Annotated in this window: 14 protein-coding genes and 3 pseudogenes; 9 read left to right on the top strand and 8 right to left on the bottom strand. The window is 65.1% G+C overall.

The features are described 5' to 3' along the window. Positions 1–19: 19 nt before the first annotated feature. From BLT81_RS08975 to BLT81_RS08970, 3 genes and pseudogenes are all read left to right on the top strand, one after another. Positions 20–1,516 (top strand): succinic semialdehyde dehydrogenase, encoded by a 1,497-nt coding sequence (locus tag BLT81_RS08975; RefSeq protein WP_019193910.1) that lies wholly within the window; start codon positions 20–22, stop codon positions 1,514–1,516. Between the two features lie 185 nt (positions 1,517–1,701). Continuing rightward, positions 1,702–1,924: pseudogene (locus tag BLT81_RS13410) on the top strand (IS481 family transposase); the annotation flags it as partial. A 692-nt stretch (positions 1,925–2,616) separates the two neighbouring features. Next, complete coding sequence (locus tag BLT81_RS08970; protein ID WP_231908935.1) at positions 2,617–3,885, top strand: HNH endonuclease signature motif containing protein; 1,269 nt, start codon at positions 2,617–2,619, stop codon at positions 3,883–3,885. On the opposite strand, the gene BLT81_RS12695 is transcribed toward BLT81_RS08970, so the two are convergent. Continuing rightward, the gene (locus tag BLT81_RS12695; protein ID WP_155860814.1) at positions 3,882–4,076 is read right to left on the bottom strand and encodes a hypothetical protein; all 195 of its coding nucleotides are present in this window, start codon (positions 4,074–4,076) and stop codon (positions 3,882–3,884) included. The genes BLT81_RS08970 and BLT81_RS12695 overlap by 4 nt on opposite strands. Between BLT81_RS12695 and BLT81_RS12690 the strand changes: the two are divergent. The 5 genes and pseudogenes from BLT81_RS12690 to BLT81_RS08945 all read left to right on the top strand — a co-directional run. Beyond that, positions 4,056–4,499 (top strand): annotated as a pseudogene (locus BLT81_RS12690) (integrase core domain-containing protein); the annotation flags it as partial. The gene BLT81_RS12695 and the pseudogene BLT81_RS12690 overlap by 21 nt on opposite strands. Positions 4,500–4,533: 34 nt before the next feature. Beyond that, on the top strand, positions 4,534–5,499 hold the full coding sequence (locus BLT81_RS08960; RefSeq protein ID WP_019193913.1) for a PorA family protein: 966 nt from the start codon (positions 4,534–4,536) through the stop codon (positions 5,497–5,499). A gap of 359 nt (positions 5,500–5,858) precedes the next feature. Beyond that, positions 5,859–9,356, top strand: a complete 3,498-nt coding sequence (gene rpoB, locus BLT81_RS08955) for a DNA-directed RNA polymerase subunit beta (protein ID WP_051011438.1) — start codon at positions 5,859–5,861, stop codon at positions 9,354–9,356. A 108-nt stretch (positions 9,357–9,464) separates the two neighbouring features. After that, positions 9,465–13,463, top strand: a complete 3,999-nt coding sequence (locus BLT81_RS08950; RefSeq protein ID WP_019193915.1) for a DNA-directed RNA polymerase subunit beta' — start codon at positions 9,465–9,467, stop codon at positions 13,461–13,463. Positions 13,464–13,592: 129 nt separating this feature from the next. Continuing rightward, positions 13,593–13,982 carry a hypothetical protein gene (locus tag BLT81_RS08945; protein ID WP_231286584.1) on the top strand — a complete coding sequence of 130 codons (390 nt, stop codon included), beginning with the start codon at positions 13,593–13,595 and terminating at the stop codon, positions 13,980–13,982. Between the two features lie 303 nt (positions 13,983–14,285). Here the strand turns inward: BLT81_RS08945 and BLT81_RS08940 are convergent, their stop codons facing one another. The 7 genes and pseudogenes from BLT81_RS08940 to BLT81_RS08915 all read right to left on the bottom strand — a co-directional run bounded on the left by BLT81_RS08940 (position 14,286) and on the right by BLT81_RS08915 (position 19,383). Next, on the bottom strand, positions 14,286–14,951 hold the full coding sequence (locus BLT81_RS08940; RefSeq protein ID WP_019193917.1) for an ABC transporter ATP-binding protein: 666 nt from the start codon (positions 14,949–14,951) through the stop codon (positions 14,286–14,288). Continuing rightward, positions 14,948–16,498: a hypothetical protein gene (locus tag BLT81_RS12685; protein ID WP_155860815.1), complete on the bottom strand. Its 1,551-nt coding sequence runs from the start codon at positions 16,496–16,498 to the stop codon at positions 14,948–14,950. The genes BLT81_RS08940 and BLT81_RS12685 overlap by 4 nt, the downstream gene beginning before the upstream one ends. Before the next feature lie 5 nt (positions 16,499–16,503). After that, the gene (locus BLT81_RS08935; protein WP_019193919.1) at positions 16,504–16,872 is read right to left on the bottom strand and encodes a hypothetical protein; all 369 of its coding nucleotides are present in this window, start codon (positions 16,870–16,872) and stop codon (positions 16,504–16,506) included. 668 nt (positions 16,873–17,540) lie between these two features. After that, positions 17,541–17,732: pseudogene (locus BLT81_RS13405) on the bottom strand (DUF1707 SHOCT-like domain-containing protein); the annotation flags it as partial. Between the two features lie 171 nt (positions 17,733–17,903). Next, positions 17,904–18,518 (bottom strand): anti-sigma factor, encoded by a 615-nt coding sequence (locus tag BLT81_RS08925; RefSeq protein WP_019193920.1) that lies wholly within the window; start codon positions 18,516–18,518, stop codon positions 17,904–17,906. After that, positions 18,518–19,045 (bottom strand): sigma-70 family RNA polymerase sigma factor, encoded by a 528-nt coding sequence (locus BLT81_RS08920; RefSeq protein ID WP_040421208.1) that lies wholly within the window; start codon positions 19,043–19,045, stop codon positions 18,518–18,520. Before BLT81_RS08920 ends, BLT81_RS08925 begins: the two co-directional genes overlap by 1 nt. 86 nt (positions 19,046–19,131) lie before the next feature. Then, positions 19,132–19,383 (bottom strand): hypothetical protein, encoded by a 252-nt coding sequence (locus BLT81_RS08915; RefSeq protein ID WP_019193922.1) that lies wholly within the window; start codon positions 19,381–19,383, stop codon positions 19,132–19,134. A 201-nt stretch (positions 19,384–19,584) separates the two neighbouring features. Between BLT81_RS08915 and BLT81_RS08910 the strand changes: the two genes are divergently transcribed. After that, positions 19,585–21,225, top strand: coding sequence for a cytochrome c biogenesis protein CcdA (locus BLT81_RS08910; protein ID WP_040421041.1), 1,641 nt, complete (start codon positions 19,585–19,587; stop codon positions 21,223–21,225). The last annotated feature ends 12 nt before the right edge of the window (positions 21,226–21,237 follow it).

The following is a 21,237-nucleotide window of genomic DNA, read 5'->3' as shown; positions in this document are numbered from 1 at the left end:
CACCGAGAGAGGACACCCCGTGACGCACGCGCTCCGCGAAGAAGCGACGACCGACATTGTCAACCCCGCAACCGGCGAGGTTATCGCCACCGTCCCCGAGCACACGAAAGGCGAGACGAAGGAGGCCTTCGCGCGCGCCCGCGTGGCGCAGAAGCGGTGGGCGCAGACGAGTTTCCGCGAGCGCCGGAAAATTTTCCTGCGCTTCCACAACCTGGTGCTGGATAACCGCGAGCGCCTCATGGACACCATCCAGGACGAAAACGGCAAGAGCCGCCTGTCCGCGCTCGAGGAGCTTCTCGACGTCGCACTGACGTCGCGCCACTACGCCTACAAAGGAGCCAAGCTGCTGAAGCCGCGCCGGCGTAAGCCCGTCGTGCCGGTTCTGACCAGCACGTGGGAGCAGCGCGCCCCGAAGGGCGTGGTGGGCGTGATCGCCCCGTTTAACTACCCGCTGTCGCTGTCGGTGTGCGACGCGCTCGCCGCGATTTTTGCGGGCAACGCGGTCGTGCTCAAGCCGGACTCGCAGACTCCGCTGTCCGCCCTGGCCGGTGTCGAGCTGCTGGAGCGCGCGGGCCTGCCGCGCGATGTGTTCCAGGTGGTGCCGGGCCGTGGCTCCGAGGTGGGCCAGGCCATCGTTGAGGAGTGCGACTACCTCATGTTCACCGGCTCCACGGCGACGGGGGAGAAGCTGGCGCAGCAGGCGGCGGCGCGGTTGATTGACTACTCGATGGAGCTCGGCGGCAAGAACGCGATGATCGTGGCGCACGACGCGGATGTCAAGCGCACCGTGGACGGCGCGTGGATCGCCTGCTTCGGCAACACCGGCCAGCTATGCATCTCCATTGAGCGGATGTACGTGCACCGCGACGTGGCCGAGGAGTTCATCCCGGCGTTCGTGTCCAAGGTCCAGAGTCTGCGTGTCGGCGCGGGCCACGACTGGGACATCGACATGGGCAGCCTCATCTCGGTGGAGCACGCGGACGAGGTCGAGCGCCTGGTCAACGACGCCGTGGACAAGGGGGCGACGGTGCTCACCGGCGGGCGGCGCCTGCCGGAGCTCGGCGAGACCTTCTTCGCGCCGACGGTGCTCACCGACGTCCCGGCCGACGCGGAGCTCTACCGCGAGGAAGTCTTCGGCCCGGTGGTTTACATCGAGGTCGTCGACTCGGACGAGGAGGCCATCGAGCGCGCCAACGACACCGACTACGGCCTCAACGCCTCCGTGTGGGCGAGCGGAGCGACGGGGCGTCGCATAGCCGAGCGCTTGGAGACGGGCACCGTCAATATCAACGAGGGCTACGCCCCCGCCTGGTCGGCTATCGACGCCCCGATGGGCGGCTGGAAGAAGTCGGGCGTGGGCCGCCGCCACGGTGACGGCGGCCTGACCAAGTACACCGAGCAGCGTAACGTCACCCAGACCCGCCTGATCACGCTCATGGATAACGTCGTGCCTCGACCGCAGTGGGCGGAAGCGATGGCGACCGCGCTGAAGCTGGGCCGGGATATCCTGCGCTAGGGGTACGTCCCTGGGAGGTTGTAAGCGGATGGGGGAAGCTGTAGGTACCGACTCGAACATCCACAACGAAGGCTTCCATGCCACACCGTCACGCGCCTTTGACCCCGGCCGGCTGAGTAGGGATGGTTGAGCTGGTCTTCACCCACGGATGAACACCGAGCCGAGTCGCTAAATATTTCTAGGTCTGCTCGGCCACCGTCGACAGGTGGGTGAGCCGGGCCCGCCGGGGGAAGTGCTCACTGACCGCTCCAGCCGACCAACGCACGTGTGTGCACCAGCTGCCGGTGCGCACCCAGCGCCGCATCATCACACTGCGGTTTACCCGCCAGTGGGGTCCCGCACCGTATTAGCTACCACCTGGGGATTCCGCGGTCCATGGTCGGTCGGGTGCTGGCGCGCTACCGGATCTGTGCCCATTGCTCCAATGAAATCACCCATCCATTCTTTTCGGGTGGGCTACTTTTCGACCGTCGCGAACAGGGGCCGGGATGTATGCATTGCATAGTCGGGGCGCTTGGCGGTTGGAGGTTGTTCCGTATGCATTGCATAGTTTTGAGCCCGTCCGCTTCGGGGCTGGGGTGTATGCGTTGCATAGGCGCGGCGCTCGTTGGTCGGGGGGTTGATCGGTCTGCATTGCATAGGCGCGGGCCCGTCCGCTTCGGGGCCGAGATGAATGCATTGCATAGTTTCAGGCCCCTCCGCTTCGGCGCCGGGGCGTATGCATTGCATAGTTGCGGCGCTCGACGCTCGGGCGCCGATCGGTATGCATTGCATAGTTGCGGCGCTCGACGGCTGGGGGCTGATCGGTATGCGTTGCATAGTTGCGGCGCTCGACGGTTGGGCATTGATCCGTATGCATTGCATAGTCGGTGCGCTCGACGCTCGGGCGCTGATCCGTATGCATGGCATAGTTTCGGGCCCGTCCGCATGCGGCCGGGGGTATGCGTTGCATAGTTGCGGCGCTCGACGGTCGGGGGCTGATCGGTACGCATTGCATAATCCGTTGCATTCAAACACGCGCGCTATGCAAACGTCGAAAAGCTGCCTTTAGCCAGCTCAACCCACATGTCCGAAGCGTTGTTATACTGTCAATCAAACACATGATCGACACGCTTGGGGGAGCAATGGACACACCACCAACCACCGTCAGCAGGGACAGCGCACCCTTGCATATCGCGCACACCATCGAAAAAGGGTTCGGCGTATTCTCGCGCCGCAAGGCGCAGATACTCTACGCCATAGCACTTTTCGACGTCCTCGGGCTCGCCCCCCAGTTCGGCGCACAAACGACCGCATTATGGCTTGTTAGGAGCATCGCGGTGCCGAACTCCACCGCCCACGAGTACGTCAGGGTTGCCCGCGCAATGCTGCGCTTCGAGGTGATGGCACAAGCATTCTTGGAGGGGCGAACAAACTACTCCAAGGTCAGATTGATACTGCCGCTGCTCACAAAGGACAACGAGGCTGAGCTGGTGGAGCTGGCCTGCACCATGACGTTTCACGAGTTGGAGATCGCGCTGCTGCAATTCCGCCAGCCAGCAAAGAAAGCGACGAGGACGTCCTACGTGCGTCTAAAAGCCGCGCCGGATGGGCGTATAAAGCTGTGGGCGGACTTCAACGCGGCGGAAGGCGCGCGTGTGATGGCGGCGATGAAGGTCGGGGAACTCGCCTGGCACGACGTGGACTGGACATCCTTAGCAGGCAACGACGGGACAGTGGATCCGGAGCGTATCGACGCTGAAATGGACCGCCAGGATAAGAAAACACGCGGCTGCTCCGGTTTCGGCCTGCCCATCGGGGAAGTGCTGGTTAGCGCGTTTATGGGTATGGTCAACATGACGTTGTCGCGGCCGCGTAACCCGTTGCGCGCACCGGGGGCGCACGTCAATGTCGTTATGACCACCGACGGAAAGGCCTACCTGCCCTACAACCCTGGTGCGCCCTCGGAGGCGGTGAAAAACTTCCTCGCCAACGCCTCCTACCGGCTCAACAGGGTCGACGATAAAGGGCTGGTGCTCAACAGTGGGCGCTCGTTTCGGCTTGCCTCCGACGCCCAGGTCAACGCGCTGATGCTCATGTGGCGTCACCAGTGCGCGATGCCCGGGTGCAGTCACACGCGCTTTATGGAAATGCACCACGTCCACGACTGGGCGGACGGCGGGCCGACGGATCTGGACAACTTGCTGCCGTTGTGTTCGGCGTGCCACAGCCTCGTCAGCGACAACCACATCACGATTTTGCGCGACGGTGGGGACTTTCATTTCCTGGGCCCGGGCGGGGTGCGCTACGTCAGCACAGACCGCGGGCTGCCGGTGCGCAACGACGACGCCCGGACGCTGGAGGAGTTCAACGAGCTCAGCTGGGTCTAGCGGCGCCTCGACACGGCGAGCCTCGCGATGCCACGCCAGCCGAGCATGAGCAAGACGGAGGTAGTACCGGCGACGAAAGGAACAAAGGTCTCGAGCCAACCAAGAAACGTCAGCGGCATCTCTTCAGTGTGGTCAGCGGCGCGGGCGAGGCTTCGCGCAGGATCGCCGGACGCGGGTATTCCTACCTGCATCACGCCGTGGATAACTATTCGCCGATGGTGTACCCGGAGACCTTGGCCGGCGAGAAGAAAGACACCGCCGCCGGGTTTATGCGGCGTGCCTGCGCGTTCTTTTCCGCCCACGACGTCGACGTGACCCGGGTGATGGCCGGCAGCGGCGCCTGCTACCGTTCCAAGGCGTTCAACGCTGCCCTGGGTGCGGTTAAGCATGTTGACACCAAGGCGTACCGGCCGCAGACCAACGGCAAAGTAGAACGATTCAACCGCACACTTATGCAGGAATGGGCCCACATCCGCCCATACGCCAGCGAAAAGGCCCGGCAGCAGACGCACGCGGAGTTTCTCCACGACTACAACGACCATCGAGCCCACACCGTCATCGACGGCCTCACCCCCGCACAACGCGTTCACAACGCCACGGGGAAGTACACCTAGGGTTGGTGCTCTCAGTCCGATACAATCGGGATTCATGCTCTTTAGGCTCCGTATTATCCCGATTCTCCTCGTCGGTCTGGGCGTTGCCCTCATGGTCGGCGCGGGCGTCGCGCCCCGCTTTCTCCTTGGCGACGGGCGCTTGCCCCTCGACCTCGAAGAGACGACGTGGACGATGGAGGACCCGCAGGGACGCTATGGCGAGGAGACGGTGCCCGTCACCCGGCAGTTGCACCTCGAACTTCAGGGGCCGGCGGACGAGGAGAGCGTCGGCGTCCGCGTCGGCGACACGCTGCGGGCCGGGGACGAGGAGTCTGACTTTGAGAACCTAGTGACCGCCGAGACGTGGTCCTACACCATGAACCGGCTCTCCGGGGAGCCGGAAGGGCCGATGTCGTTGCGCTCGATCATGGGGCTGCCCTCGACCGAGGTCGAGGGCGCGGGGCACTGGCTGAAATTCCCCGCCGACGTGGGCCAGCACAGCTACGACGTGTTCGACCCCGCGCTGCGCGATGTTGCCCCCGCGGAGTACGTCGGCGAGGAGGAGATCGCCGGGCGCACCGTCTACGTGTTTGAGCAGACCGTCGCCCCGACGAACCTCGCCGAGGCGTACGCGGACCTGCGCAACACCAAGGTCATCGCCGAGGAGGGGGAGGACCCCGTGCGGGCCTTCCTGCACCACTCCGCGTCGCGGCGGATCAGCGTCGACCAGATCTCGGGCTTCGTTGTCGGGATGGACGAGAAGGTGGACAACTACTACGCGGATGCCGAAGGGCAGCGGCTGGAAGACGGCGTCTCCTACGACGCCCGCATGGCGCCGGAGCGCGTCGACGCGATGGCTGGGCAGCTCAACGCCGTGTTCTCCCAGGAGCAGTCGCGGGCGGTGACCATCGGCGTGATCGTTCTTGGCGCGATCCTCGCAGTCGGCGGGCTGGTGTGGCTCATTCTGGCGTTCCGCTCCGCGCGGCGCGCCGAGCGCGAGGACGGGGAAGTTGCGGAATAGTCCGCGCCCGGTGGTAGAGTTCCCCGCAGGCGAGTAACCCGCCCACGACGGCGGGCGGGGCTCGCGGACAGTGACTGGAGCACCACGGGGGGTGGTGTTGAGCGTCGGGCGGCAAGGCTTTACAATGCGCGCGCTGTTGTATAAGCTAGGTGGTTGCGCTGGAAGCCGTCTCCAGTTTGGGTGAGGAACCTTGTTTTTACGGAGTTTCTGCGGGGCACGTTTCGCGGACATCACCGTATTTGACAAGGTGACTTTGTGCATTTTTGGGGGCGGATCTTCCACAGCAGACCGAATGCTAATTTATCCAGCGGTTGTCCGGAGAGGCTGTACGCCAGAGCAGCGTCCCGGGCCCGCGTGAGGTGCTGGAAGGACCCAACTTGGCAGTCTCCCACCAGACCATGTCTATGGCTACGACCCCCGGAGCTCCGCAGCGTTACTCTTTTGCGAAGATCTCTGAGCCGATCACGGTTCCGGGGCTTCTTGATGTTCAGCGTGAATCGTTCGCGTGGCTCGTGGGCACGCCGGAGTGGCGTGAGCGCGAGCAGGCTGCGCGCGGCGAGGGCGCCCGCGTGACCAGCGGCCTCGAGGACATCCTCGAGGAGCTCTCCCCGATCCAGGACTACTCGGGCAACATGAGCCTGTCGCTGTCCGAGCCGCGCTTCGAGGACGTCAAGTACACCATCGACGAGTGTAAAGACAAGGACATCAACTACTCCGCGCCGCTGTACGTGACGGCGGAGTTCATTAACAACGACACCCAGGAGATCAAGTCCCAGACCGTCTTCATCGGCGATTTCCCACTGATGACGGACAAGGGCACGTTCATCGTCAACGGCACCGAGCGTGTCGTCGTCTCGCAGCTCGTGCGCTCCCCGGGTGTGTACTTCGACGAGACCATTGACAAGTCGACCGAGCGCCCGTTGCACTCGGTAAAGGTGATTCCGTCGCGTGGTGCGTGGCTGGAATTTGACGTCGACAAGCGCGATACCGTCGGCGTGCGCATCGACCGCAAGCGCCGCCAGCCGGTCACCGTCCTGCTCAAGGCCCTGGGGTGGACCACCGAGCAGATCACGGAGCGCTTTGGCTTCTCCGAGATCATGATGTCCACCCTCGAGTCCGACGGCGTGTCCAACACCGATGAGGCGCTGCTGGAGATCTACCGCAAGCAGCGCCCGGGCGAGCAGCCGACGCGCGACCTCGCGCAGTCCCTGCTCGAGAACGCGTTCTTCCGCGCGAAGCGCTACGACCTCGCCCGCGTGGGCCGCTACAAAGTTAACCGCAAGCTGGGGCTCGGCGGAGACCACGACGGGTTGATGACGCTGACCGAAGAGGACATCGCCACCACCCTCGAGTACTTGGTGCGCCTGCACGCCGGCGAGACCGAGATGACCTCCCCGAACGGCGAGGTCATCCTGATCAACACCGACGACATCGACCACTTCGGCAACCGCCGCTTGCGCACCGTCGGCGAGCTCATCCAGAACCAGGTCCGCGTGGGCCTGTCGCGCATGGAGCGCGTCGTCCGCGAGCGCATGACCACCCAGGACGCGGAGTCGATCACCCCGACCTCGCTGATCAACGTGCGCCCGGTCTCCGCCGCCATCCGCGAGTTCTTCGGCACCTCCCAGCTGTCGCAGTTCATGGACCAGAACAACTCGCTGTCCGGACTGACCCACAAGCGCCGCCTGTCCGCGCTGGGCCCAGGCGGCCTGTCGCGCGAGCGCGCCGGCATCGAGGTCCGCGACGTGCACCCGTCTCACTACGGCCGCATGTGCCCGATTGAGACGCCGGAAGGCCCGAACATCGGTCTGATCGGCGCCCTGGCCTCCTACGCGCGCGTCAACGCGTTCGGCTTCATCGAGACGCCGTACCAGAAGGTCGAGGACGGCCGCCTGACCGACCAGATCGACTACCTCACCGCCGACGAGGAGGACCGCTACGCCATCGCGCAGGCGGCCACCCCGATGAACGCGAAGCGCGAGCTCATCGCGGAGCGCATCGAGGTCCGCCTCAAGGATGGCGACATCGGTGTTGTTGGCGCAAAGAGCGTCGACTACCTGGACATTTCCCCGCGCCAAATGGTCTCCGTGGCCACCGCGATGATCCCCTTCCTCGAGCACGACGACGCGAACCGTGCGCTCATGGGCGCGAACATGCAGAAGCAGGCCGTGCCGCTGCTGCGCTCCGAGGCCCCGTACGTGGCCACCGGCATGGAGCAGCGCGCCGCCTACGATGCGGGCGACACCGTGATCTCCCGCAAGGCGGGCGCCGTCACCAACGTCACCGGCGACTACATCACCGTCATGGACGACGAGGGCATCCAGGACACCTACATGCTGCGCACCTTCGAGCGCACCAACCAGGGCACCTGCTACAACCAGGTCCCGATCGTCTCCCAGGGCGACCGCGTCGAGGCCGGCCAGGTCATCGCCGACGGCCCCGGCACGAAGAACGGCGAGATGTCGCTCGGCCGCAACCTGCTCGTCGCGTTCATGCCGTGGGAAGGCCACAACTACGAGGACGCCATCATCCTCAACCAGCGCGTGGTGGAGGAGGACATCCTCACCTCCGTGCACATCGAGGAGCACGAGATCGACGCCCGCGACACCAAGCTCGGTGCCGAGGAAATCACGCGCGAGATCCCGAACGTCTCCGAGGACGTGCTCAAGGACCTCGACGAGCGCGGCATCATCCGCATCGGCGCGGACGTGCGCGACGGCGACATCTTCGTGGGCAAGGTCACCCCGAAGGGCGAGACCGAGCTGACCCCGGAGGAGCGCCTGCTGCGCGCCATCTTCGGCGAGAAGGCCCGCGAGGTCCGCGACACCTCCCTGAAGGTGCCCCACGGCGAGACCGGCAAGGTCATCGCAGTGCGCCGCTTCTCCCGCGAGGACGACGACGACCTCAACCCGGGCGTCAACGAGATGATCCGCGTCTACGTGGCCCAGAAGCGCAAGATCCAGGACGGCGACAAGATGGCCGGCCGCCACGGCAACAAGGGTGTCGTGGGCAAGATCCTGCCGCAGGAGGACATGCCGTTCATGGAGGACGGCACCCCGGTGGACATCATCCTCAACACCCACGGCGTGCCGCGTCGTATGAACATTGGCCAGGTCCTCGAGGTGCACCTCGGCTGGCTGGCCAAGGCCGGCTGGACGGTCAACCCGGACGACCCGGCCAACGCGAAGCTCCTGGAGACCCTCCCGGAGCACCTCTACGACGTGCCCGCCGAGTCGCTCACCGCGACCCCGGTGTTCGACGGCGCCACCAACGAGGAGATCGCAGGCCTGCTCGCCAACACAAAGCCGAACCGCGACGGCGACGTCATGGTCGACGGCAACGGCAAGGCGCGGCTGTTCGACGGCCGTTCCGGCGAGCCGTTCAAGTACCCGGTGTCGGTGGGCTACATGTACATGCTCAAGCTGCACCACCTGGTGGACGAGAAGATCCACGCCCGTTCCACCGGCCCCTACTCGATGATTACGCAGCAGCCGCTGGGCGGTAAGGCCCAGTTCGGTGGCCAGCGTTTCGGCGAGATGGAGGTCTGGGCGATGCAGGCGTACGGCGCCGCCTACACCCTGCAGGAACTGCTCACCATCAAGTCGGACGACGTGGTCGGCCGCGTGAAGGTCTACGAGGCCATTGTCAAGGGCGACAACATCCCGGACCCGGGCATCCCGGAGTCCTTCAAGGTGCTGCTCAAAGAGCTGCAGTCGCTCTGCCTGAACGTGGAGGTCCTCTCCACCGACGGCGTGCCGATGGAGCTGTCGGGCGACGACGACGAATTCGACCAGGCAGGGTCCTCGCTGGGCATCAACCTCTCGCGCGACGAGAGCTCGGCGGCGGATACCGCCTAAGAGGCCAGGCGGGCGTCGCCACGCGCACGCGTAGCGACGCCCGGAAGAAACGCACAGAACTTAGACAACAATCGATCCTCCCGAACCGGGAGGTGAAAGGGAATTTACGTGTTTGACGTAAACCTCTTCGACGAGCTTCGCATTGGCCTGGCCACCGCCGACGACATCCGCCGCTGGTCCCACGGTGAGGTCAAGAAGCCCGAGACCATTAACTACCGCACCCTCAAGCCGGAGAAGGACGGCCTGTTCTGCGAGCGCATCTTCGGCCCGACCCGCGACTGGGAGTGCGCCTGCGGCAAGTACAAGCGCGTGCGCTACAAGGGCATCATCTGCGAGCGTTGCGGCGTCGAGGTGACCAAGTCCAAGGTGCGCCGCGAGCGCATGGGCCACATCGAGCTCGCCGCGCCGGTCACCCACATCTGGTACTTCAAGGGCGTGCCCTCGCGCCTGGGCTACCTGCTTGACCTGGCGCCGAAGGACCTCGAGCGCATCATCTACTTCGCCGCGAACATCATCACCAGCGTGGACGAGGAAGCGCGCCACAACGACATGTCGACCCTCGAGGCCGAGATGATCCTGGAGAAGAAGGAAGTCGAGGCCGACGCCAACTCCGAGATCGCCGAGCGCGCCCAGAAGCTCGAGGAGGACCTCGCCGAGCTCGAGGCCGCCGGCGCGAACGCCTCTGCCCGCAAGAAGGTGCAGCAGGCCGCCGACAAGGAGATGACGCACATCCGCGAGGCCGGTGAGCGCGAGGTCGAGCGCCTCGACGAGATCTGGCAGACCTTTGTCAAGCTCGCCCCGAAGCAGATGGTCATCGACGAGAACCTCTACGAGGAGCTCGTGGACCGCTACGAGGACTACTTCACCGGCGGCATGGGCGCCGAGGCGATCCAGACGCTCATCCGCAACTTCGACCTCGACTCCGAGGCCGAGGAGCTGCGCTCCATCATCGCCGAGGGCAAGGGCCAGCGGAAGGTCCGCGCGCTCAAGCGCCTCAAGGTCGTCGCCGCGTTCCAGCGCTCCGGCAACGACCCGGCCGGCATGATCCTCGACGCCATCCCGGTGATCCCGCCGGAGCTGCGCCCGATGGTCCAGCTCGACGGTGGCCGCTTTGCCACCTCCGACCTGAACGACCTGTACCGCCGCGTGATCAACCGCAACAACCGCCTCAAGCGCATGATCGACCTCGGCGCGCCCGAGATCATCGTGAACAACGAGAAGCGCATGCTGCAGGAGTCCGTCGACGCGCTCTTCGACAACGGCCGCCGCGGCCGCCCGGTGACGGGCCCGGGCAACCGTCCGCTGAAGTCCCTGTCCGACCTGCTCAAGGGCAAGCAGGGCCGCTTCCGCCAGAACCTGCTGGGCAAGCGCGTCGACTACTCCGGCCGCTCCGTCATTATCGTCGGCCCGCAGCTGAAGCTGCACGAGTGCGGCCTGCCGAAGCTCATGGCGCTCGAGCTGTTCAAGCCGTTCGTGATGAAGCGCCTGGTGGACAACGACTACGCGCAGAACATCAAGAGCGCGAAGCGCATGGTGGAGCGCCAGCGCCCCGAGGTGTGGGACGTGCTCGAGGAGGCCATTTCCGAGCACCCCGTGCTGCTCAACCGTGCGCCGACGCTGCACCGCCTGGGCATCCAGGCCTTCGAGCCGAAGCTGGTCGAGGGCAAGGCCATCCAGCTGCACCCGCTGGCCTGCGAGGCGTTCAACGCTGACTTCGACGGCGACCAGATGGCGGTCCACCTGCCGCTGTCCGCCGAGGCGCAGGCGGAGGCCCGCGTACTCATGCTGTCCTCCAACAACATCCTGTCCCCGGCGTCGGGCAAGCCGCTGGCGATGCCGCGCCTGGACATGGTCACCGGCCTGTACTTCCTCACCATGGTGAAGGGCGGAACCGAGATCGGCGGCGAGGGCGCCTACGCGCCGGCCGACGAGAACGGCCCCGCGACCGGCGTGTACTCCTCCTACCGCGAGGCCATCATGGCCTACGACCTGGGCGTTCTGGGCCTGCAGGCGCCGATCCGCGTGCGCATCGACCACCTGCGCCCGACCGTCGAGATCGAGGCGGAGCAGTTCCCGGAGGGCTGGGAGCGCGGGCAGTCGTGGATGGCGGAGACCACCCTTGGCCGCATCATGTTTAACGAGCTGCTGCCGTTCAACTTCCCGTACCAGGAAGGCGCGATGGTGCGCAAGGGCGGCGGTGCCGGCAAGGTGCTGCTCGGCGACATCATCCAGTCGATGGTGGAGAAGTACCCGATGATCACCGTCGCCCAGACCCTGGACAAGATGAAGGACGCCGGCTTCTACTGGGCCACCCGCTCCGGCGTGACCATCTCCATGTCCGACGTTCTCGTGCTGCCGAACAAGACCGAGGTCCTCGAGCAGTACGAGAAGGAGGCCGAGGAGATCGAGCGCAAGTTCTGGGAGAAGGGCGCCCTCACGGAGGAGAACCGCTACGACCGCCTGGTCGAGCTGTGGCAGGACGCTACCAACAAGGTGGGCCAGGCCGTCGAGGACCTCTACCCGGACGACAACCCGATCCCGATGATCGTGAAGTCGGGCGCGGCCGGCAACATGCGCCAGATCTGGACGCTGGCCGGCATGAAGGGCATGGTCGTGAACTCGCGCGGTGAGTACATCACCCGCCCGATCAAGACCTCCTTCCGCGAGGGCCTGACGGTGATGGAGTACTTCAACAACTCCCACGGCTCCCGCAAGGGCCTCGCCGATACCGCGCTGCGCACCGCCGACTCCGGCTACCTCACCCGCCGCCTTGTCGACGTGGCGCAGGACGTCATCGTCCGCGAGGAGGACTGCGGCACCCACCAGGGCGTCAAGGTCCCGGTGGCCACCGAGGTCGCCGGCACGTGGGTCCGCGACGAGCTCGCGGAGACCTCCGTGTCCGGCCGCGTGCTCGCCTCCGACGCGAAGGACGCCGAGGGCAACGTCATCCTCGAGGGCGGCACCGAGCTGTCGGAGGAGCGTATCGACGCCCTCGTCGCCGCCGGCGTGGCCGAGGTGAAGGTCCGCTCCGTGCTCACCTGCCAGACCGCGACCGGCGTGTGCGCCAAGTGCTACGGCAAGTCGATGGCGTCCGGCAAGCTCGTCGATATCGGCGAGGCTGTCGGCATCGTCGCCGCCCAGTCGATCGGTGAGCCGGGCACCCAGCTGACCATGCGTACCTTCCACCAGGGCGGTGTCGGTGGCGACATCACCGGTGGTCTGCCGCGTGTGCAGGAGCTCTTCGAGGCCCGCGTGCCCAAGAACCGCGCCCCGATCGCGTCCGTGGCGGGCACGGTCTCGCTCGAGGACGAGGGCAACTTCTGGACGTTGACCATCACGCCGGACGACGGCTCCGACGTTGTGGTCTACGAGAAGCTGTCCAAGCGCCAGGGACTGGCCCAGGTGCGACGCCCGATGGAGTCCAACCCGGACGCGATGATCGAGCGTTCCCTGCGCGAGGGCGACCATGTGAGCGTGGGTGACCGCCTGCTGCGCGGCGCGGCCGACCCGCACGACGTGCTCGAGGTGCTGGGCCGCCGCGGTGTGGAGAAGCACCTGATCGACGAGGTGCAGGCCGTGTACCGCACCCAGGGTGTGTCGATCCACGACAAGCACATCGAGATCATCATCCGCCAGATGCTGCGCCGCGGCACCGTCATCGACTCGGGTACCACGGAGTTCTTGCCGGGTACCCTGGTGGAACTCGCTGAGGCGCGCCAGGTCAACGCCGCGGCCGTGGCGGACGGCGGGCAGCCGGCGGAGATGCGCTCGGAGATCATGGGCATCACCAAGGCCTCGCTGGCTACCGAGTCCTGGCTGTCGGCGGCCTCCTTCCAGGAGACCACGCGCGTGCTGACCGACGCCGCGATCAACAAGCGCTCCGACAAGCTCATCGGCCTGAAGGAGAATGTGATCATCGGTAAGCTCATCCCGGCCGGTACGGGTATCTCGCGCTACCGCAACATCCAGGTCAAGCCGACCGAGGCGGCGCGCAGCGCGGCGTACTCCATCCCGAGCTTCGGCGACTCGATCTACGGCGACGACGGCTACGGCGAGTTCACCGGGGCTTCGGTGCCGCTGGACGAGTACGGGTTCGACCAGATGTAGCTAAATCCGGCGCCCTTAGCCCGGCCCCTCCCGGGGGCCGGGCTTTCGTCCCGTTTGGGGCCCTTTTTCCAGGTAGTCTTGGGCGCTATGAGTGGTGGGACGGGGTTTAGCCCCGCTGAATGTGAGGCTATGCGTCAGCGCGCGGAGGAGCTGCGCCGCGAAAAGGGCGGCAACAAGAAGGCCAGAAACCTGGAAGCGTTGCAGGCGCTTATCGAGGAGATGCCTGACGGGGATCGTTCCCTTGCGGCGGCGATCCATCTCATCGTGTCGGAGGAGGCGCCGCACCTTGATGCCCGCACGTGGTACGGGATGCCGGCGTGGGAGGGCGAGGACGGTGTGGTCGTGTTCTTGCAGGTTGCCTCGAAGTTCGATGTGCGTTACTCCACGCTTGGTTTCGAGCCCGCTGCCCGGCTCGATGAGGGGGCGATGTGGCCGACGAGTTTCGCGCTGTTGGAGCTGACCGGGCAGACCGAGGCCCGGATCCGGGACGTGGTTCGGCGGGCGGCGCCGCGGGGCTAGTTTTTATCGTGCTTATCGCTTTTCGGTTTGCGGACGATGTCGACCCCGCCGAACAAGACCACGCCTCGGACGCGTATGACGGAGGGGTCGCGGGTGGCGCCGTCGAAGTCGCCGAAGGGGGGATACGGTTAATCACCGTCTCGCGCGAGCTGAACACGGCCTCGGCCAGGTCAAGGTCGTTGCCGCGCAGAAGCCTGCGCTAAAAAAAGCGAGTTCCCACCTCTGCTTACGCACACACCGGCGTGGTGGTAGGAAAAAGGAGATTGGCTTTCCCGTTTTGCTCTGGTGTCGCAGTACTGATCTTCAACCCTTCTCCGCCGGGAAAGATCGGGTTTCGGCACTAACCCCGCTCACCGAGTGGAGACCGAACCCCGCCACGGACCGGCAGAGGTCCCCAAAGCGGTTGTCCTGCTCGATTGTGAACTTCTCGGGAGGCTGATGTGCGACAACAAGCACTAAGCGCTCTTCGCTTTGCTGGAGGAGCTCGGTGGCGAGAACGTCGCAGGAGTACTGGTCGAGGCCGTTGAAGGGCTCATCGAGACAGAGAATGTCACTGCGTGTGAGTAGACCGCACAACATCCAGGCTTTGCGTAAAGTGCCTGTGGAGAGCTCGGAGGGCAGCTTGGAGAGGTGTTCCTGAAGACAGAAAGCGTCCACGAACCGACGAACGTCGTCGGCGCTGAGTCCGTACCGGCGTGTGTACAGGCTCAGGTTGTCACTCACGGTGAGAAACGGCACAAGCGCCGGCGTGTGTCGCAGAAAGACGACCTCTCCGGTCACATCCAGGCTCCCAGAGAGCAACGGAAGAAAGCCCGAGAAAACTTCGAGCAAGGTTGACTTGCCGGCTCCGTTCGGCCCGCTGAGCAACCTCAATCCGGGGCCCGCCATGCGGATAGAAACGTCCGTAAAGACCGGCTGATCACGCTTGTATCCAGCGGCCATGGAGTGGCCGTCGATTCCGAAAGTCATAGTTTCACCGTGCTGAGCCGGGAGCGAGTGACGAAGGTTGCTGTGGTGAAGACACACGCAAGAACGCACCACCCGGCCACCGCGGACCATAAAGTGATGAAACCCAGCGCGTAGGAAGTTCCCAGTTCACACAGAAGCATCAGGGTCAACAAAGCTCCTTTACCTGCGGGCGAAAAGGCGAAAAAGGACCTCACAGACACGAATGCGAAGAGCGGGCCGAATGCGATGGCGGGGGAGGTATCCGAGGCAACAAGCCACAGCGCCGAGCTGACGAGCAATGGAAGCAGCCCTAACGCGATCGCCATGAACAGCCGAAAAACTATCCACGTTTCCGCGGTACAGCTCATCTCAGCATGAAAGCGGTACCGAAGCAGATTTTCCCGCGGGTCAACGGACCGGAAATGTTCGGCTAGGGGAGCGGTAAGCGCGGGCACGACTACGAAAACGGACAGAGCCTCAGGCAACGGCCCGGTGCTTGTGAGCGTAAGCCCGGCTGCCGCAGACAACGCGAAGCATGCGGCAATTGTGGACGGCCGAGTCCACATGATCCGCACCCATTGTTCCCCGACAACTGGGAACAGAAGCCTATCAAGCTGCCCGGCAGTGGCCCCCGGAGCGCGCAGACTAACTAGTGCTTTCACCCGTGGCACCCGATGGCTATACAGCCGCGGCGCCGTCAGAATCAATCGGCGGGTGAATAAGAGGAAGATTACGCCTGCTGCAAGTGCGAGCAATGCCAACGTCCACGCAACTGCGGGGCGGGTGACGAAGAAGAGAACAGGAGCGAGGGGCACCGACAACTCTGTCGGCGCGCCGCCAGCAACATGAAGGACCGCGCCTATCGACGCAACTGACGACCCCGCCGCTACGCCCGCCGCCGCTGAAAGGATCACAATGAGAACGGCGACAAACCAGTTCATCGGCGCAGGGACGGGCAGCCAGACAAACAGGAGGAGACGCCGGTAAGCGCTCGCTCCGTACAGAGCAATGGAAAAGCACAGCACTGCGGCGCTCAAACGCCAGACAGAACTGTTGGCAGTAAATACCGCTACGACGATGAGTGGACTCCAAAAGATTGCCCACCGGCATACGAGTGGAACGGCGATAAATGCAGTTAGAGCGTCACGGGTGGAGACGCTCAAGGTCGGGAGCGCCTGGACGAAGGGGCCGGGCTCGAGACGTGCGCTGGTAGCTAGGCGGGTGACGTGGGCAAGGACGTCGATGAGCGCGGGGATCGAGGCAAACGCAAAAAGGAAATAGGTGCCGTCCGCGCCATCGAAGCCGGTCACCGTGGGAATGTCCGCTGCGAGCTGAGGGGCGGCACGTCTGACTACGAAACCCCAAACCAATACCTCACACGCGATAACTACCCCAAACATGGCGGGAAGAAAGTGCATGAGAACGATTGGGTTCAGCGGCATCCCAATCCGGTCGATGAACTCGGTGGTCTTAAGCGTGCGGGCAACGCGCGCCCCGGACCAACTGTGGCTCGCATGCGCGGGAGGGTGGTGAGATGCTGTGGTGGAGGACAAGGCGGCAGTACCCAAGCGTGCTAGGAGAGGTAGGTCGTGCGACGTTGAGCGTTGCGGTTCATCATCTCCAAAGCCGCCCAGATGCCGATGCCGGTTAATACGACAGCCGCTGCATACGTGGGGAGGGTCCCGGCCCCGACGGCGAAAGAGGCCAGTACCCATAGAGAAAACGCGAAGCTAATCGCCAGGAAAAACGTCAGCGATGCTGAGCGCTCACTCACTGCCGCGTACAGGGCGGCGACGACCAAGATCGCGGTCTGAGCCACAGCAGCACCCATGCTTTTCTCGCTCAGTCCCGCCTCAGCATATTCGTGCCAAGACGCGAAAGCTGGGTACACGAGCGCCATGGCAGCCAGTGCCCAGCCGAAGGGAACGTATTTGAAATCCATGACCTTTCCTTACAGAAAACAGCTATCAGGGAGAGAAGACGATTACGAGCCAAGACTAGCGAACAGTGGGCTATACACGCTGTGAAAAAAAGAGCGCTGAGATTAGTAGAGCAACCGCGGCGGGAATGAGGGCGCGAATTGCCCGTTTGACATGTTTGCGTGTGGTGTAGGCCACGGTCCCAGCGACGAGAACGGCGCAGACTGTCGCGACCATGCCATCGCCACCGGGAATGAGTCGTAGCGCGAGTGGAGCTATAAGGCAACACTTACTGTGCTAGAGAGAGCCTGGAAAACACCGGTCTGGTCGCTGCCTTCCGCGGCAAAGCGTCCCAACGTGCGAAGTACACTCAGTGCAACGAACGAGCGTGAAAACTATCGCTGAAAAGACCAGACCGGCGGCAGTACCGAAGAGAAAAATGCTGGATGACCCGCTTTCTGCGGTAGCCGCGACATCGCTAGGCAGTCGCCGCATCGATTCTTCTGCGACTTGGCGGGTGTTAAGGGCCGCATAGAGGTGACTAAGCCCGAGGATCACCCACGCGGATCTATCCGCATGGGTGAGCGGCAGGCGGGTTTTTCGGGACACCTCCTCCGCGGCATCGCAGACCGCGAAGTAGCTGTCGGTTGGATTGCGGAGAGCAGCCGACTTGGATCCGGCAGTATTTGAACTAGTCACAGTAGTTCTCCTGTCTGAGGTGTGATGGGGCGTCGACCGGGGCGAGGTCCGCAGTGAGGGGCTCGAGCTCGTCGGAGAAGGTTGCCTTCCAGACGGCGGCGGAGCGTTCGTCGAATTCGCGGATAGTGATCTCGCCGTCGGAAAGGGCGTCGGAAAGCGTGCTGGCGGCGTGTTCGCGCTGGGCGAGGGAGGCGCGGGGCGGGGCTGCTCGGTCCTGCCCGTATCATAAACGCAAAGGTAGGAGCGGGGTGTGCCTGCGCGGCTTCACAACCACGGGCCGGGGGTGGTTGACAAGCACGGATACCTCGCAGAAGCGGGGCTTCAGTTCTCACCGCGCCGGTGACGGGGCAATCCCCTAACGGCGAACGTCCACCGTGGCGAGCACTCGGCCCGTCGGCTGCGGCATGCCCGCCGCGGGCTCCTCCGTGATCATCACCGACATCGTCTCGCCCGGCAGCGGCATCCACACGTCCTCGTGCGGCTCTTGCCCGATGACGCCGGCGGACTTCGTGGAGCCGTCGGCCATCACGGCCCACACCTGCGCGCCCATGCCGTCGCCGAGCTCGGGTTGCCCGTCGACCATCGCGCCGCCTTTGCCCATGTCCGTGCTGACCACGATGCTCAGGCGCGCCCCCATCGCCCGCGCGTCCGCGGTGCGCAGGTCCGGCGCCTCCATGATGGCGTGCATCTGGGCTGCGCCGTCGGGGCCGTCGGCCACAGAATCGGACGCGGGGGGCACGAGGCGCTGGGTGACCACGAAGCCGCCGCCCGCAAGCAACACGACCGACGCGGCAACAGCGGCAGCACGCGTGGCGACGCCCCGCCTCCGCCGCGCACTGTCCATGCTGGCCGGCTGGGGTGTGTCCCGGATGCGCTCAAAGATGGCGGCCTTCATGTCCTCGGGCGGAGTGATGGGGGTGGGGGCGTGCAGCATGGCGTCGTCAAGCTGGCGGCGTTCGTGCTCCTCCATCAGAACCCTCCCTTCAGGCTCACAGCGTCGCGCAGCTTCTTCAGGCCGTCGCGGATACGGGTCTTTGCGGTGCCGAGGGCGACCCCGGTCGCCTCGGCGATTTCTGCGTGCGACATGTCGCCGTAGTAGGCGAGCATGAGCGCGCTTCGGTGGGGCTCGCCGATCGAGTCGACGAGCGCCTGCAACTCTTGCGATTCTAGGTGCTCCTCGGCCTCCACCTCCGCGGCAACCCACGTGGTGATCTGGCGGAGGAAATCGTGCTGGTCGCGCGCCTGGGCGCTGCGCCAGCTGCGCAGCCGGTCGATCGCGCGGAGCTTGGCCAGCCGCAGCACCCAGGAGGTGGCGCTGCCGCGCGACGCGTCGAACTTGTGGGCGCCATGCCACAGTTCGACGAACACCTCCTGCGTGACCTCTTCGGCGTGTCCGCGGTCGCGCAGGATGTGGGTGGCGAGGCCGAGGACGCGGGGCGCGAGGGCGTCGTACAGCATGCCGAAGGCTGCTTCGTCGCCGCGAGCGACCTCGTCCATGAGCCGATCGATGTCGGCCGTGCCCCGACTGGTGTCCACGGGGGAAGAATCTAGCACCCTGCGCATGAGCGCCCCGCTACTCGGCCCTACTTCGACGGCGCGGCGGGTTCCATTGCCTCGCTGGACATCATGGCGTCCGAGGGTTCCATTGCCTCGCTGGACATCATGGAATCCGAGGGTTCCATCATCTCGCTGGACATCATGGAATCCGACGTGGAGGACTGCGGCGACATCGTCGAGCTTTCCGGGGCGTCGGTGTCGTTGCAGGCGACGAGCCCCGCGGAAGCGAGCAGGACAGCAGCGGCGGCGGACACAAGGCGTGCGTTAGGGGTGAACATGTCGTCTCCTCACGGTTGTAGGTGGTGAGAGCCTCGGGCGAGGCCCTCTATACGTACCTACGGAGCCGGGGGGCGGGGTGGATTGGACGACGGAAAAAAATCTTTCCGGCAATCCGGGAACCGGTGGGCCTCCGTACTTCCCTGTAAACGCCCCGGAGTGTCTTTCCGGGGTCTGCTGCACATGTGGAAAGGACGGAAAGCATGCTTGGCATAGCGGTCGTGGGGTTCATCGGGGGAGTAATCACGGGGCTATCGCCCTGCATCCTGCCGGTTCTGCCGGTGGTACTCAGCGTCAGCGTCGGCAGGAGGCCCGCCCTGGTCATCGCGGGAATGGTGCTGAGCTTCGCCAGCATCGCGCTGCTGGGCACTCTCTTGCTTGGCATCCTTGGCCTGCCGCAGTCGGTGCTGCATTGGGCGGGCATCCTCATGCTCGCGCTCGTCGGCGTCGGCATGATCGTCCCGCAGGCGGGCGAGTGGATCCAAAAGCCTTTCGACGCCCTCCCGCGCCCCACCATCCTGCAGGACAAGGCGCGCGGCAGGGGCGGTTTTCTCATCGGCCTCGCCCTCGGCGCGGTCTACGTGCCCTGCGCGGGGCCCATTCTCGCCGCCGTGACCGTGGCGGGAAGCACCGGCGAGATCGGGTGGAACACGGTCGTGCTCACCCTCGCCTTCGCGGCGGGTTCCGCTGTGCCGCTGTTCTTCTTCGCGCTCGCGGGCAGCGCGATCGGCGACAGGGTCGATCTGGTGCAGCGCCACCGCCGCGCCATCGGTGTGGTGATCCTGGTCTTTACGCTTGCGCTCGCTCTGCGGGCGCCGGCGGCGATTCAGCGAGCGCTCCCGGACTGGACTGCGGGGCTCGCCCGGAGCTTTAACGACAGCAGCGCGGTCGACGAGGCACTGTCGAAGGTGCGACCGTCGGGTGGCACGCTCGACGAATGCCGCGGCCTCGACGCCGGCCAGCTCCACGACTGCGGGCCGGTGCCCGAGTTCGCCGGGCTGGAGAACTGGATCAACACCAGCGACCCCGTCACCCCCGCGGCCGCGCCCGTCACCCTCGTCGACTTCTGGGCGTACGCGTGCATCAACTGCCAGCGCGCCGGCGAGCACATCACGGCGCTTTACGACGCCTACCGCGACGCCGGCCTCCAAGTCGTTGGCGTGCACTCCCCGGAGTACGGCTTCGAGCACGACCTGAACAACCTGCGCAGCGCGGTGCAGCGCGAGGGCATCCGCTACCCCGTCGCCCAAGACAACAATTTTGACACGTGGCGCGCCTACAACAACCGGTACTGGCCGGCCCGCTATCTTGTCGACGCCGCCGGCAACGTGCGCAGCATTGTCGAGGGCGAGGGCTCGTACGCGGAGACCGAACAGCTGATTCGGCAGCTGCTGGTTCAGGCGAACCCCGACGTCGAGCTCCCCGCGCCGGTCGAAGGCGATGCCGCGCCCATCGGCACTGAGGGGCGCAACCGCGAAACCTACCTGGGGACAGACCGGGCCAGGTTCGCGGACAACGCCGGCTATACCCCCGGCGAGCACGATTTCGGTGCGCAGGCCGCGCCGGGGGCGGGGCGCTACGCGTTGTCCGGGCGCTGGGAGCTTGGGCCGGAATCCATCCGTTCCCTCGGTGGGCACATGGAGGTCAACGTCTACGCAGCGTGGGTGCAGCTCGTCGTGTCGGGCTCCGGCGACGTCACCGTCGATTACCCAAACGGCACGCAGAAAACGATGAGCGTGACCGACGGGACGCTCGACCTGTACAAAGCCGCCGACCCCATGAGCGGCATCCTGCGTATCCATGCCAGCGAGGGCGTGAGCATGTACTCGCTGACCTTCGGCTGAGGAGGCTCGAGC

It is taken from the genome of Corynebacterium timonense, assembly GCF_900105305.1.
GTDB classification, from domain to species: domain Bacteria; phylum Actinomycetota; class Actinomycetes; order Mycobacteriales; family Mycobacteriaceae; genus Corynebacterium; species Corynebacterium timonense.
This window is presented reverse-complemented; position numbering and strand designations above follow the sequence as displayed.

Coding starts and splice junctions, on each gene's coding strand:
- BLT81_RS08945 (WP_231286584.1), top strand. CDS start 13,593: ATGCGTCAGCGCGCGGAGGAGCTGCGCCGCGAAAAGGGCGGCAACAAG.
- BLT81_RS08915 (WP_019193922.1), bottom strand. CDS start 19,383: ATGTTCACCCCTAACGCACGCCTTGTGTCCGCCGCCGCTGCTGTCCTG.
- BLT81_RS08925 (WP_019193920.1), bottom strand. CDS start 18,518: ATGGAGGAGCACGAACGCCGCCAGCTTGACGACGCCATGCTGCACGCC.
- BLT81_RS12695 (WP_155860814.1), bottom strand. CDS start 4,076: ATGCAGGTAGGAATACCCGCGTCCGGCGATCCTGCGCGAAGCCTCGCC.
- BLT81_RS08960 (WP_019193913.1), top strand. CDS start 4,534: ATGCTCTTTAGGCTCCGTATTATCCCGATTCTCCTCGTCGGTCTGGGC.
- BLT81_RS08970 (WP_231908935.1), top strand. CDS start 2,617: ATGATCGACACGCTTGGGGGAGCAATGGACACACCACCAACCACCGTC.
- BLT81_RS08910 (WP_040421041.1), top strand. CDS start 19,585: ATGCTTGGCATAGCGGTCGTGGGGTTCATCGGGGGAGTAATCACGGGG.
- BLT81_RS08935 (WP_019193919.1), bottom strand. CDS start 16,872: ATGGATTTCAAATACGTTCCCTTCGGCTGGGCACTGGCTGCCATGGCG.
- BLT81_RS08920 (WP_040421208.1), bottom strand. CDS start 19,045: ATGGACGAGGTCGCTCGCGGCGACGAAGCAGCCTTCGGCATGCTGTAC.
- BLT81_RS08940 (WP_019193917.1), bottom strand. CDS start 14,951: ATGACTTTCGGAATCGACGGCCACTCCATGGCCGCTGGATACAAGCGT.